The sequence below is a fragment of the Microcystis sp. BLCC-F209 genome (assembly GCF_041928595.1).
Taxonomy (GTDB): Bacteria; Cyanobacteriota; Cyanobacteriia; order Cyanobacteriales; family Microcystaceae; genus Microcystis.
Genome location: NZ_JBHFLL010000067.1, coordinates 1 through 15,691, shown reverse-complemented (window position 1 = coordinate 15,691; position 15,691 = coordinate 1). Strand labels below are relative to the sequence as shown.

General features: G+C 39.4%; 2 protein-coding genes and 1 pseudogene. All 3 read right to left on the bottom strand.

Translation table 11 applies throughout. From position 1 onward, the window contains the following. Nucleotides 1-258: 258 nt before the first annotated feature. Nucleotides 259-12,396, bottom strand: a complete 12,138-nt coding sequence (locus tag ACE1AQ_RS04125) for a LamG-like jellyroll fold domain-containing protein (protein ID WP_374807912.1) — start codon at nucleotides 12,394-12,396, stop codon at nucleotides 259-261. Further along, nucleotides 12,281-14,524, bottom strand: coding sequence for a Calx-beta domain-containing protein (locus ACE1AQ_RS04120; protein WP_110545955.1), 2,244 nt, complete (start codon nucleotides 14,522-14,524; stop codon nucleotides 12,281-12,283). Before ACE1AQ_RS04120 ends, ACE1AQ_RS04125 begins: the two co-directional genes overlap by 116 nt. A 452-nt stretch (nucleotides 14,525-14,976) precedes the next feature. After that, nucleotides 14,977-15,691: pseudogene (locus ACE1AQ_RS04115) on the bottom strand (Rpn family recombination-promoting nuclease/putative transposase); the annotation flags it as partial.

Below are 15,691 nucleotides of genomic sequence, written 5' to 3'. Positions count from 1 at the left end.
AAAAGATATTTATCAGAAAAGTCATGATCAAGCTAGAGGTTTAAAGACTGATCGGGTTCCAATTATTTTTATTAATAAATATTTTACACAATTCATACCAGGTAAGCAAGAGGGCTACGCCACTACTACCCAATCATTACCATCCTGTGTTTGAGGAGGAGGAATCGGGAGAATCTATTGCACCAAATTAGCTGAAACAATCCACTACAATACCTCTTGTTTTATATAATAAAAACTACAGAGGACAGATAATTAACCTTAAACTAATACAAGTATATCAGAGGCAGAAATAGTGGGTTTAGAACTAAGAGTTACAATTTGAATGGCTGCTAGTGTACCTGTCCCGTCCCCATCAAAGAATAATCCTCCAGTGATTGTATTATAAATAAAGCGATTGCTGGCATTTAATGCAGTTGTTCCTAACACAAATTGAGCAGATGTAATCGCAACTCCTGCGGCTAAACCACCGCCAAAACCCGCAGCAGAGAGAGCAATTTTATCCCCCTGACTGGAGAGAAAATCAGTAATTGTGTCAATCCCTTCATTGCGGTTATTGAAGGTGAAGCGATCGCCACCCGCACCCCCTGTTAGGGTATCATTACCTAAGCCACCAATTAGAATATCATTGTCCAGAGTACCACTGAGAATATCATTGTCTGATGACCCGATAATGGGTAAGGGATTACCAATCTGATTATCACCGTTAAAGTCTTGTTTGAAATTGGTTTCTTGGTTGAAAGCTTGGGTTGAGTTTAAGTTCCAGCCTCCCTGGGAAGATTGCCAATTCCAATTGTTATCTAAATTCCATATATATAGAAGGTTTTGTGATGTATTCCTCAAGAGGACTTGGTTAATTCCATTAACGGTTTCTGCGGCTAAGATTTGCCAACCAGGGTAGGTATTTGTGGCAACATGAGTGACCCCATTTTTAATAGCAGTGGGGTTATTATTACCAATTTGGGTGTAAAGTTTATTAGTTGTGTCTTTGACTAATTTGGTGTTACCGAAGGCTTCGATTGGGGTGAAGGGTTGACCGATGAATCCATTAATAACAAAATTAGCAGCAGTTAAGGGAGTCTGTGAAGGGTTAGTATTGGAATCGTGAATGACATCAATAGTGTTACCAGCACTTAAGGTAAATCGGGTAACATCAATAAGCAGTTTATTCTGAGCGTCGAACGGACGGCTGAAAGTATTGAATACTTGAGCGGCTGAAGTGAATCCTAAACTCCCATCAATGATAATTTTCTCGGTAGCTATGTCAAAATCATCGATTCGATCTTGACCGTTATTAGCACCAAAGAAAAAGCTATCCTGTCCACTACCACCTTGTAGAGTATCATTACCTAAGCCGCCATTAATACTATCGCTTCCTTCTCCCCCTATCAGTCCATCATCACCAGATCCTCCTTTAATGGTATCGTCGCCTTTACCTCCATCGATGGTGACACTGACGGCACTGGAGTTGGTGAAGGTGTCGTTACCGTCGTTACCCAGCGCCATTTCTAGGCTACTGAGTCCGAGATCGAGGGTGATAGCTTGATTGGTGGTGACTATGGCAATATCTTGTCCTTCGCCACCCTTAATGACTGTATCTTGTGGGTCGATGTAGAGGATGTCGTTACCTGCGCCGCCAATCAGTTGATCTGGGCCTGTATCGCCGATAATCCAATCGTTACCGTTTCCACCTGTGAGGGTATCGTTGCCGTCGCCACCGGAGAGGAATACGCCTTCGCTTCCGGTGGTGTAGAAGGTGTCGTTACCGGTACTACCGATCGCAATTTGGACTTTAGTATCGAAGAGGTTGAGGGTGTGGTTGGCGGTGTCGTTGAAGATGGTGAGGGAGGTGGCGCTGTCGTTTTCGGCGATGATTTGGACACCGTTGGCGGTTTGGATGGTTTTGAAGCCGGTTTCGGTGACGAGGAAGGCGACATCAGCGATTTGTCCGATGGTTCCGTCGTTGCGGTTGAAGAGGGAACGGGTGCGGATGATGTTACCGTCTTGGATGGTTTCGGTGGGGAGTCCGTTGAGGTTAATACTGGTGATCCCGTGTTGGGTAAGGGTTTTCAGTTCGTTGGGTTGACTGATCCCGTCTTGGTTGAGGTCTTGCCAAACGAGAATTTGGTTAAATTGGTCATCGGCGGCGGATATTATGCCGTTTTTGGTGCTATCGAGGGTAGTTAAGGCTTCTATTCCTGATTTTGCGGTTCCGTTACCGTAGTTTTCGGAGAAGATTTCGGTGATATTATTAATGATTCCGTCACCGTTGAGGTCGATGGTGAGGATGCCGTCTTGAGGAGATACCCAGGCGGTGTTTTCGGCGTAGCCGTCTGCATCAATATCAAAACGAGTTGAGGAGTTTTCAAGACTAATTAGTTGCAGTCCATCATTGTTTAAATCGATAATTAGAGGATCTAATGATTTTGCGATATAGTTTATAGGCTTGAGAGCGGATTGAACAGTTTCTTTAACTACATCTGAAACCTCTTTACCTACAGCACCAGAAAACATTATTAATGCTGACCATGTGCTATTAGATGTTCCCCACGCTGATTTATTCCAACTGTCAGAATTTTTACTCCAGTCCTTAATATTAACATTCGGAAGATTGAGTGTCGAATCTAAGAAATCTGTCACATCATGTAGAGCAGTTCCTAGTAATAATCTACGACTGAAACCTGAGTACCAATTAAAACCATATTTTCTAATCCCTGTAACTCCTAGTCCTGGTAATTCTTCCGATAATTGATTTGTAGGAATACCTGTCACAAAGTGCATAAAAGCAACCGCTATTTTATGTCCTTCTCGCTGTTGATAGTCACGATAATGTTCTTTATAATAAGCTTTGTCGTCTTCAAAATTGGGGTCTTTCTTAAAGTCATCAATGGTTAATTGACGTGATGCTAATATTTTGTTAAAACCAGAATTATTCTCCCAGTTACTTAAAAAATTGTTGGCAAATAAAGCAAAGTCATTTTGAGTTAGCAATCCCTGATTTGTCTCGACAAAATTATTTATATTAGTTTCAATTTTTTCAAGAAGAGCAAGCTTGGTATTATCACCCATTAATGGGTCTTTAAATTTATCAAATATCTCTTTAATTTCATCCTTTGTTATGGGTTTATTCGGTTCTTTTATGATTATTTTGCTATCATCTTTTAAGGCTTGTGTAATTTCATCTCCCCATAAACCTATGACATTATTAATAGCACTATACCAAGATTGATAGCTACCATCTACATGAGCATCATAAAGCGTATTTATTGTTTTAACTAGATTCTTTGATTGCTCAAAATTAAGTCCGATATTTCTTTCTAGCCAACCGGGATCTTTGCTGTAAAAAAGCTCATAAAGATCGGTAGAATTTTCCTTGACGAATCCTTGAATATCAGTCTTAAAATTCTTATTAACTGTACTCGCAGCATTAGCGACTGATCCTATGGCAGTAGCCCAATCTTTATTATCAATTGCTTGAGCGGTATTATAAATATCTAAAGAGGTTTGACCAAGAGTAATAATGCCTTTTTGAAAGGCTGAACCACCTAAAATAGGCTTACCATCTTGACCTTTAAGTTGAAACTCCATTGCGGCAATATCAGCGACTCCTTTAGCTAAACTGACAAATGCTAGGGCATAATTACCTGATTTATAGGCATTATAAGTATTGTAAGTTGTGTTTACTCCTATTTGAATTTCCTGAATAGTTTGTAGCTGTCCCTCGCTAAATCCCCAGACACTAGCGAATTTCTGGCCACCTTCGATACCCTCGGCACCTTCGACGGGCATTTCCAATGCGAGGGCTTTGAGAGCAGTCATCGCAAATTGATACCTTGCCCCTTTCCAATCACCGTTATAAGCAGCTTGAATAGTTCTTGCTGTACCCGCAGCTAAAAATGCAATTTGTGCGCCAAATTGAGCAGGAGGAAAAACAAATCCTACAAGTCTTAAGACCGTTCCTGTAATTTCTTGGGTGCGAGCATAAGTCTCTAAAATGTCATTAACAAAGGCTTTCTTTCTGATTCTTCGTTCTTTAACTCGCCCCTCAATAATCTGACTTAAAAGCTGTTGAGACTGTCGCGCTAAATCATCGGATAAATCAACTGCACCTTGAGCATAGCCAATCTTATAAAGTATCTCTAAATTCTGCTGACTGAGTAACTCTTTTTCTTGAGTTAATACCCCTGTTTTCTGAATCTCCTCATAAAGAGCTTTACTCGCTCCCTCGATGTCGGTTTCTGCTTGTTTCAGAATGCCTAAATATTGCTGTTCTTCTTGATCTAATTTCGTAATTTCTGCATTCAGTTTATTATTCTGCTCAATTAAACCATCAACCGTTTTCAGTAAATTATCCTGAATCGTTGCGGCTTCTTTCCCCTGTAAAGCAGCATGAATATCTTGACGAGTTGCTGTTAATATGCTCTCCAATTCAGCGGGTAAGCTGGGCTGTTTTTGTTTCAGGGCATCTAAATCGGCTAAGATGCCAGCGAGTTGTCCTTTATAGTCAGCTTGGGTGATGATATTGGCAATCGGGTTAATCCCTAAGTCGGTGCGGAGGTTGTTAATCGCTTGCTGGAGTGCTTCTTCGGTGTTAAGTTGGTTTAATTGTTCAAGTTTGGTGACGGCAATTTGACGATCGCGTTGAATATCTAACCGTTGTTTTTCTAACTGGGCTGCCACCGCATCATCAATTAATTGACCGCGTTTTTGGGCGATTTCTTGTTCTAATTGTGCCTGCGCTAAGTTGAATTTTTCAACGGAAAGAACTTGTAATAAGGTTTGATTTGTCCAGTCTTTCAGTTGGGATAGGGCATCTATACGAAATTCAGCAACGGCGATTTCTTGTTTATGGGCCTCAATTGCTTCTTGAGAATTGCCGATACTTTGTTGAAGTTGGGCCAATTCTTGGGTGGCGAGGGTTTTTTGTCCTTCTAAGAGGGTAATTTGATTTTCAGCAGCTTGACGAAGGGCGGTAAATTGGCTGGCTTGTTGTTGCGCCTGTTGTTGCAGTTGCCGATATTGCTGCATTTCGGCATAGTATTTATCGGCTAAGATTAAATCTTCGGGTCGGGCAATTCCTCCTGAACAACCGCCACCTTTATCGTTGGCTAAATCTCGATAATCTTTGTAATAAAGTTCGGCGGCAGTAGCCATATTGTTGGCGTTGGCAACTTCCAGAAGTTGGGCGGCTTCTTTGCTTCCGGCATCATTTGCCTGTTTAAGAATAGTCAGCAGTTGGCTTTCAATGCCGTTTAATTCTTGGCGTTTAGTAGTGGCTTGGAGGGTGTAATTTTTTTCGAGTTCAGTGGCTTCTAGGAGTTTTTTCAGTCCCTGTTGTTTATCTTTGATGGCGGAGAGGTATTTGTCGTTTTGCAGCAAGAGAGAGGCTTGCAGGTCATCCATCACTGCGGTTAAAGCTTGGCTACTGGCTTCGGCTTGTTCGGCGAGTTTTTGGACTTCGGCGAGGGTTTTCCTGGTATCTGTGAGTTGTTTTTCGAGGGTACTGGTGTCTTTGTCGGGACTGGCGAGAGTCGCATCGAGGAGTTGATATTCGGTGAGGAGTACCTGTTCTTGGGTTGAGAGGAGGGTCTGTTTTTGGGTGAGAGTGGCTTGTTGGGCGGTGAGGACGGTTTGTTTTTGGGTGAGGAGTTGGATGGATTGGTCTAATTGGGCTTTTTTGGTGAGGTTTTCGTCGCCCCCATTATCAAGGGAGGTTGGGGGGATCAAATCCCGCTGGGTTTGCAGTTGAGTGATGAGGGTTTGGGTTTGGGTGAGTTCGTCAGCGAGGTAAGTGGTTTGTTGTGTCACCCAAGTTTTGGCGGCGGTGATGTCTTGTTGCAGAAGTTGGGTTTTGGTTTGCAGTTCGGCGCGTTTTTCTAGGACGCTGTTGAGGGCGGTTAGATAGTTGTCTTTACTGGTTTGGTATTCGCCGGTTTCTTTTTGGACGTTGGTAGTGGCGGTGGTTGCATCTTGGGTGGCTATTTCGAGTTGGGTTTGCAGGATGGGGAGGAGTTTTTCCCAGTCACTTATTTGGGCGATTTTGTCTTCGCTGAGTTTTCTTTCTGCTTCCAGTTGTTGCAGGAGGTGGATAAATTCGCTTTGGCTGAGGGCGGCATCATTGGCGACGGCTCTGGCTTTATTCCATTGGTCGAGGATGGTGGTGGTGGTATCTTTATTTAATGTATCGGTTGTGGCTCCTTTAAGGAGTTGGGCGGCGTGTTCTCGGAGGGCGGTCGCTTGTTTGGTGTAGGTGTCCCAGATAATCCAATCGTGGTCAACATGGGTGATAGCTTGTTGTTTGGTTTGTTTTCTTCCGTACCATTTCTTTTCTTGATAGCTACGCCATTCAATCCAAGTGGGTCCTTGTTTACGGCTTCTTTCCCAATAAAAAGCGGATTTTTCTTGATACCAGTCGGCTTGGGAGATGGAAGCGGCGGCTTGGGCTTGTTTTTGGCTGATGCTGTTTTTAAGTTGTTCTATTTGTTGTTGGGTTTGGGTTTGTTGGTCGCTAATTTGTTGTTGGAGAGTGGCGAGGGTGGTGGGGTTGTTGAGTTCGGGGAAGTATTTGTTAAGAAGTTCTTGGGCAGAAAGAGCTTGACTAAAGGTACTATTCCCTGTGTTTAAAAAGGTGCGAATAGTATTAGATGATGTCCATTGAAAACGGATGTCGATTTTACCATCATTATTAAAGTCGTTAACTTGTACTTGATCAGGTGAACCGTTGATTAGTGTAGTTGTAATGGGATCTAAATATTGGGTAAATGTGCCGTTTCCATTACTGATATAAAGTCGGTTTGTACCTGAAGATTTCCAATGGAAATAAGCATCTTGTTTTCCGTCTCCGTTAAAGTCTGCGATAAAAGCATTATCAGGTGAGCCATTAATAACCGTTGCGGTGATGGGGTCTAAATATTGGGTAAATGTGCCGTTTCCATTACTGATATAGAGTCGGTTTGTACCTGAAGATTTCCAATGGAAATAAGCATCTTGTTTTCCGTCTCCGTTAAAGTCTGCTATGAAAGTATTATCAGGTGAGCCATTGATTGCTAATGCACCAATCGGGTCTAAATATTGAGTAAAAGTGCCGTTTCCGTTGCTGAAATAAAGGCGATTTCTGCCTGATGCTTTCCAATAGAAATAAATATCTGTTTTCCCATCTCCGTTAAAATCCCCAGTGAATACATTGGTAGGAGATTCATTAATAGCAGTGGTTGAAATAGGGTTAACGTATTTGGTAAAAGTACCGTTACTATTGCCTAGATACAGTTCATTTATTCCCGATACATTCCAGTGATGATAAGTGTCATTAATTTGATCGTTATTGAAGTCACCAATCAGGTTGTTATCAGCTAATTTCTGAACAGTGGGAGTTTGATTAGTATTGTTTTGAGTTAGCTGATTGAATTGATATTCTGTTAAATAACTCTGTACCTTGTCTGGATTCTGTTGTGACTGTAGGGTTAGATATGCGGTTTCTAGGCGGAGGGTTTGGAGATCGGCGATCGTTTTACTTTCGATAATATTAGTTTGTTCCGTGACAACTTGAGGAACTGCTATAGAACTATCAATGGTTCTTTGTACCCCATTAGTTAATGTGCCATTATTTTTGTTGGCTGTTAAATCATTAACGGTGTTTCCTGTATTTTCTTCAAAGTTCCAATAACCGATTAATCCTTGTTCATTACCCGTTAATTTTTGACTGAGACTAGCCTGAATTTGGGATTGAGTTTTAGCCACATTCCAAACTCTTACTTCATCAATTTCACCCTTAAAATAACCAGAGTCAGCCGAATAACCAATACTAATCTTATCTTGCCAATTAAAATCTGATACAGTTCTTGATCCTGATGCAACTAATTGACCATCAACATAAATTTGTTGACCCCCTACTGATGCACCAAAAACATGAGCGACATGATGCCATTTTCCATCAGCTAAATTGAGTCCACTACTAGCAATTACTTCATTATTCCAGATCCGAACGACTATATTACCATTAGATAAATGAATACTGCGATCATGACCTCCTGACCCTGCTATAACAGAAAATAATCCGCCATTCAAGGATGTAGTTTTAAACCATAATTCATGGGTAACTTCTGTTTCTGGTTCATTTAAGTTCATTTGTATGGAATCATTTACACCATCAAAATAGAGAGCTTTTCCTTCAGGTCGTGTGATAGGATTAGAATTAGCTACTGTACGCTGAACTCCATTAGTTAATGTGCCATTATTTTTATTGGCTGTTAAGTCATTAACCGTATTTCCTGCACTTTCTTCAAAGTTCCAATATCCGACTAATCCTTGTTCGTTTCCTGTTAATTTTTGACTGAGATTAGCTTGTATTTCTGCTTGAGTTCTGGCAACGTTCCAGACACGAACATCATCTATTTGACCGTTAAAATACCAGTATCTCGGCTGTAAATCATCTCCTCGTTCTCCTATTTTTAAACTAACATTTGAGCTAATAGGTGTAATCGTTACATCTGTATTAACTCCTACTAAAACACCATTAACATATAATTTTAATGTTTTTTGGCTTCCATCAAAGGTTGCAGATACATGATACCATTGCTGAGAGTTAATAGTAATATTAGACTCAACGGCATTAAAATTGACACCATTGACAACAGTAGAACTTAATTTGTTAGTGTCTGTAACTCTCAAATTAAAACCACCAAAACCTGCTTGCCAATTATATTTTTCAATAATCGGATCAATTCGTCCTGTTGTATTGCGAAAAATCCACGCTTCTAATGTCCATTGATTAACTAGATTTAGGGAAGAACTATTAGGCACTTTTACAGAGTCATTGATTCCGTCAAAATATAATGCGTTACTAGGTTGATATTTAACTTGATTAGTATTCTCTACTGTACGCTGAACTCCATTGATTAACATCCCGTGATTGCTATTTGCAGTTAAATCATTGATGATGTGTCCTGATGTTTCTTCAAAGTTCCAATATCCGACTAATCCTTGTTCATTTCCTAATAGCTTTTGATTGAGATTAGCTTGTATTTCTGCTTGAGTTCTGGCAATGTTCCAAACTCTTACTTCATCCATTTCTCCTTTAAAATAATCCGAGTTTTTGTATTCTTGATTTCCAATGCGTAAATCATCTTCATTAGCATGAACATAAAAGTCTCCTATCGTTCCTGTTCCATCGTATGTACTTACTAAATTTCCATCTCCATAAACTTTTATCAATCCCTTGTCATAGCTAACAGCAAGATGTGTCCATTTATCAACAGCGACGGTATAACCTGTATTCCACCAACCCCATCCTGGACTTGTATTTGCTAATGCTAAATAAATTTGATTATCACTACCTATGGAAACCATGTATTCACCTTCTCGACTAACAATTATGCCGTTGTTTCCTTTCGGTTGTGGTTTAATCCATGCTTCTATAGTGAAAGTGTTAGTCATTTCAAAGCTTGACTTTACTCCCATATTGATGTAATCATTTACACCATCAAAATAGAGTGCTTTTCCTTCAGGTCTTGTTATTGGATTAGAATTAGTTACCGTGCGCTGAACACCATTAATTAATGTACCATTATTTTTATTAGCTGTTAAATCATTAACCGTGTTTCCTGTAGCTTCCTCAAAGTTCCAATAACCGACTAATCCTTGTTCGTTTCCTGATAACTTTTGATTGATATTAGCTTGAATTTCTGCTTGAGCTTTAACAGTGTTCCAGATTCTTACTTCATCAATTTGTCCTTTAAAATATTGTGAATTTGCAGCTTGTCTGTAGCCAATACGAAACTCGTCTTGACTAGCAAAAACATCTCCAATTGTTCCAGTTCCATCATAGGTATGAACTAGAGAACCATTAGCATAAGTTTTAATTAAACCTTTATCATAACTAACAGCTATATGTGTCCATTTATCTATCGAGATAGTATAACCTGTGTTAATCCAATTCCATCCTGGATTTGAGTTAGCAAATGCCCATCGAATTGTTCCATCACTCCAAACAGCGATTTCATATTCTCCTTCTCGGTTAACAATAATTCCGCCATCTGCTTGAATTTGTTTCTGAGGATTAATCCAAGCTTCTATAGTTAGAGTATTAGTAACTTCTAAACTCGGATTTGTCCCTGCATTAATGTAATCATTAACTCCATCAAAATAGAGTGTTTTTCCTTCTGGTCGTGTAATTAGATTAGTATTCGCTACTGTGCGCTGAACTCCATTCGTTAATGTGCCATTATTCTTATTAGCTGTTAAATCATTGACGGTGTTTCCTGTAGCTTCTTCAAAGTTCCAATAACCGAGTAATCCTTGTTCTTTACCTGTCAGGTTGCGATTATAATAAGTCTGGATTTGAGCTTGTGTTTTAGCCACATTCCAAACTCGGACTTCATCAATTTCTCCTTTAAAGTAACCAGAATCAGCCGAATAACCAACAACTATTTTATCCTGTCCACCAAAATCTGATATAGTTCTTGATCCTGATGCGACTAATTGACCATCAACATAAATCTGTTGACCTCCTACCGATGCACCAAAAACATGAGCGACATGATGCCATTTTCCATCAGCTAAATTGAGTCCACTACTAGCAATTACTTCATTATTCCAGATCCGAACGACTATATTACCATTGGAGAGATAAATATGGCGATCATGTCCTCCTGAACCTAAATTACCTGCGACAACAGAAAATAATCCCCCATTCAAGGATGTAGTTTTAAACCATAATTCATGGGTAACTTCTGTTTCTGGTTCATTCAAATTAATTTGTATATAATCATTTACACCATCAAAAAATAAAGCACGATTAGGTTGTTCAAATGTTTCTCGAATAGCAGTTAAAGGTGCTTCTTGTGCTTTGACAATGCTATTCTGTTTCTGCTCAATATACTTCTGTAAATTCGTTTCTATCCCTTGTTCTTGTTGATCATTAGTCAAATCAATCTGAACCACTAAATCTTGAGATTTATTAGTTAGTTCTTGATTTAGATTATTAATTAAAAAAGGACGGTTATTGCCAATCAAACCCTCAACAGAAGAACCCGTTGCTAATTGACTATAAGCTTGAGATAAAGGCGTAAAAACCTCATTTTGAAACCGCTTTAACGTCGCCTCATCAATAATCCCACCAGATTGAGTAAAAATTTCATTATACTTTTGTAAATAGCTCTTGACAAAACCTATATTTACCCCTTGCAAGAGAGAAGCTAACTGATTATTGCTTAACAAATCACTCAGAGACTTTAAAGCATCAAAAGCATTAGCATTAGCATCTTTAATCGTCTGAATAACGCCATTTCTTTGATCATATAAAGGTTTCAGATTAATCTCAACTAATCCTTGACGACTATCTTCCCAGTCAATATCATTCCAACCATTTGCCCGACCCAAAGAAACAACAAATGTTTCTCCCCCTGCATTATTAGGTTCACCCGGTATCCATTGCCATGATTCATACTGATAAGGCTCTCCACTATACCAATACCAAGGACCATTATGATTATGATGATCGTATAATCCAATCCAGAAATTTGTACCGAAATTATCTGTAATCCAAAACTGTTCTTGAATATCATTAACGGTAACTAAATTTCCTCCAAGAGATACTGCCCAATCTTTCGCCCAATAGGATCTTGTCCAACCAGATAAAAAATATAAATTACCCGTTTCTGGACGAGTTTTCGGATTATACGCCGCTACTCTTGACTTAGCAGAATTAATTTGACCATCAACATTAGCTAAATTATTATAAGTACCCGATAAAGCTGAATAATTACCAAAGAAGCGCGTAAAAGAATCCCGAAGACTGGTTAACAGTGCATATTGTTTTTCATACTTAGTCAAATCTGAATAATGCTGCCCCAACTTCGCCAAATCCTGATACTCTTGTAACTGCTTCTTCGCCAAAAACAACGCATCCGTCACAAAATCAACACTATCCGCCAAAGCATCCCGCCGCCTTACCGTTGACTCCCGAATCTGTAACGCCTCATCCAGCTGAATCTCATTTAGATAATAATCCCCATAAGGAGTCGCCAAATTCTCATCAATATAACTCGTCAAACTATCAAACCCCTGAGACGTAGCTTGAGAGCCATTCCAAACCTTAATCGTGAGATTATGATTATCCTCTAAATTATCCACCCAAACAGTCGTTAAACCCTTCAACTGGTTAGCCAATTGACTGTTTAAACTCACATAACCCTCAATATTATTATTCCCTAAAGCCACCTTAACCGATGCTTCATGGTCCGCAGAAGTCCCCTTTCTCGTCTCCAACTCCTGCTTAAACTCCAACTCACCCGCTAACACCGTTTTCTGATAATCTTGTACCTCTCCCACAATTTTCTGCTTCTCTAAAATCGCCTTTTCCAACGCCGCAATCTGAGTTTTCCAACGCCGCAATCTGAGAATTAGACCCATTTCCACTCTTCAAAGCCGTTAAATCAGCCTGAAGCGCACCAATTTTTTGCTTAAGACTATCAACCGTATCCTGCAAAAACTTAGACGAATAATCCTGAGTCTTGAGAAAAGCATAATCCGTCAGAAAATCCCCCAGCGCCTTATCCGCAACTGTCACAGCTTGCTTATTCCCTTCCCAAGCCGTTTTAACATCCACTAAAGCCTGATTTTTCTTCTCTAAATCCTCAACTTGCTTGGGAATAATATTACTCTCAAGTCCCTGTAACTCCTGATTTGAGTCATCAATTTGGAAAATAACACCCGCCAACTCCTGATTATACTTAGTCGTCGCAATTGACAGTAAATTCTGTTGTTCCTGAATCTGAATCAGATAACCATTAATCTCCTTCTGAATCCCATCTTTTATACCCGCATTAGTTTCAGCCTTCAGACGAGTATAAGCATTATCAATATTCTTCTGAATATCCTTCTGTTTTTGCTCATTTTGTGTTTTAGATTGAGTAAAGCTAGAGGTTAAAGCCGTCTTTTTATTTGCTAGATTCTGCAAAATGTCAGTTAAAGACTTCCGCTTACTGAGACTACCTTCAAAGATTTCCTTCGCAAAGGAATAATCATCATTAGCTAACCTTAACTGTTCCTCCGTCGTGTCTAATTTAACCTTGGCTTTGTCCAATTCGCTGCTGAGAATTTCATACTGCTTCAACGCTGTGGGAATCGGTAACGTTAACTTCTCCAGTTTTGTCGGTTGAATATCCGTATTATTAAAGACAAAATTATCATTATCAATGATCTTGACAATTGCCGTATTTTGTGTACCAATCGTCACCCCATTAGTCGGATTCGTCAAGGACAGGTTAAGGGTTTCCACCGCTTCAAACTGACTATCTTCCTTAATCGGAATCGTAATAATTTTAGGCGCACTATCCCCATGAGCAAACGTAACCTTAATGGGGGTATTATTATAATCTTCTGCGGTTGCTGTACCATTATTTAACGTAATCGTCCCACTCACTTCTGTATCACTTCCCCCCGTGCGAGTTACTGTTACTTGAGTTATAGTAGTTCCGTTTTCAGTAAGCGTATAAGTCGGCGCATTAAACGCTAAAACTCCAGGAATGGCTACATCATCATTAAGAATAGTTAAAGTCGCCTTATTTTGCGTTCCAATAATTGCGCCACCCGTCACATTAGTAATCGCTAAATTCAGGTTTTCTTCCAGTTCATAAGCCGTATCATTAATCAGAGGAACCGTCACCGTTTTGCTGGTTTCTCCCGCTGCAAAATTAACCACAATAGGAGTATTTTTGTAATCATTGACAGATGTAGCCGTACCATCAGTAGGAGTCACGGTGACACTAACCGCACCCTCAAAGTTATTTGTCCGGTTTATGGTAATCGCCTTAACTACCGTTCCATCTTCTTTCACTACATAGTTATTATCGCTAAAAGAAAATGTCCCCGGCTCAATAATATTAGTAACATTAACCGTTAACTGTTTCTCATAAAATTGTCCATCTTGATCAGTTGTTCTGACACGAATACTGTAGCTTGTCTTCGCTTCATAGTCAAAAACACTATTACTTTTTAGCTGATTATTACTGATAGTAAAAAAGCTATTATCCGTATCACCAGCACCAGATACTAAACTATAAATAAACGTATCCCCTGGATCTGGATCAGTGCTGGTAAAATCACCAATTACAGTATTAACGGCTTGATTTTCAGCGATGTTATTATTAGAAAGAGTAATATTAGTTGCAGGTGTGGGGATAGAAGTAACTCTTAATGATATTCCACCAGTATTATCAGCATAGTAAGTATCATAGATAGAAAAATTAACATTACCATCTTTAGTCAAAACAAAAGTAGTATTTGTCGCATTAGCTAGAGCTATTGCCTCAGTTGCAAAAGTACCATTACTTATGGAAATATTAAATTCGCTACTACCGATAATATAAGCATTTGCCCAACTACCAGACCTGTTATTTACGAAATTAAAAGCATTGAATGCTCCACCTTGAGCCTTGCCAATATACTCAACCTTATAATCCCCTGCTTGGAAAAACTGAGCAACATTAGGATTGGAACGAGCATCAATGTTAATAATTTTAGTAAGCATAATTTATCACTCCAGAAAAAGTGAAAATATTTTATTAATTGAGGTTAAGTTAACTAACCGATATGGTCAATAGCCAATTTAAACTGACTTAAAGGCTGGTTTCCCTTCAGGCGCTCTCAGGGGTCTTGTGGCGATCGCATTTAAGTAAAATCTTGAGCGATCGCTTTTGCAACTTCGGGTTTAGCCAGTCGTTGCTGATCTATAGTTCACCAAGCTTCTGCTTGTTGCCTATATTATATACGGAAAGCTTATCTCTGAATTACTTCCTCACCATGAAAATTTTAGCGGGTGATGGCGAGGGGAATAATTTCCGCGTTAACCTTTCTCTTTCCACTAAAAACCCCACAGAAAACGGGTTTCTCCGAGACACCCGTTTTCTGTGGTTCTCAATTACTCCCTGATAATGACAATTTTAGCGGGTTGTTGCGAAGATGCGATCGCTAACGTCAAAGCTAGGCAGTTAAAGTATTTAACCAATTGATTAAATCTTCAACCGTAGAGAAATCGAATAAAGCTTCTCCTAATGCTTCTACATCATCAATACTTAACTCCATAATTTTAGTTTCCAATGAAGGATTAATCTCCCCTAACTTGCGTTTAATTTGACGAAGAATCAATGTCTTTTCCCGTTCAATACCTTGTTCAATACCTTGTTCGATACCTTGTTCAATACCTTGTTCGATACCTTGTTCAATACCTAGTTCAATACCTTGACGCATCCAACTGGTGGTAATTTGCATAACTCCCTCCTGTACGGGTTGACTAAATGTGCTAATTTCTTCTTGAAATTGTATCTCTTCGGCAGGATTTAGATTGAGATATGTATCAATAAATCCGAAAATTAATTGCATTTTCGCAGGATTTAACCTTAAAGTAATTAACAAGCGCAGACATTCCGCCTTAACTTTTGCTCGCTCTTTCTCGGCAATGTTCATCTTCGCCATCAAAGCTGAAGCAACCGGATTCGGTTGATTGAGAAAATCTCGCCAATTTAATCGATTTCACTGCACTACTTGATAGTTAAATTCTAAGACCTTAAAATCGGGAAAATCGACTACATATTGACTAATTGCTTCTCTTTTTGGCTTTGAATAAGAAAAAATTACAATCGGATAAATCGGTAAGACAAATTTCTCATGAAAGCGAGCAAAATAAGTAAACATTCGC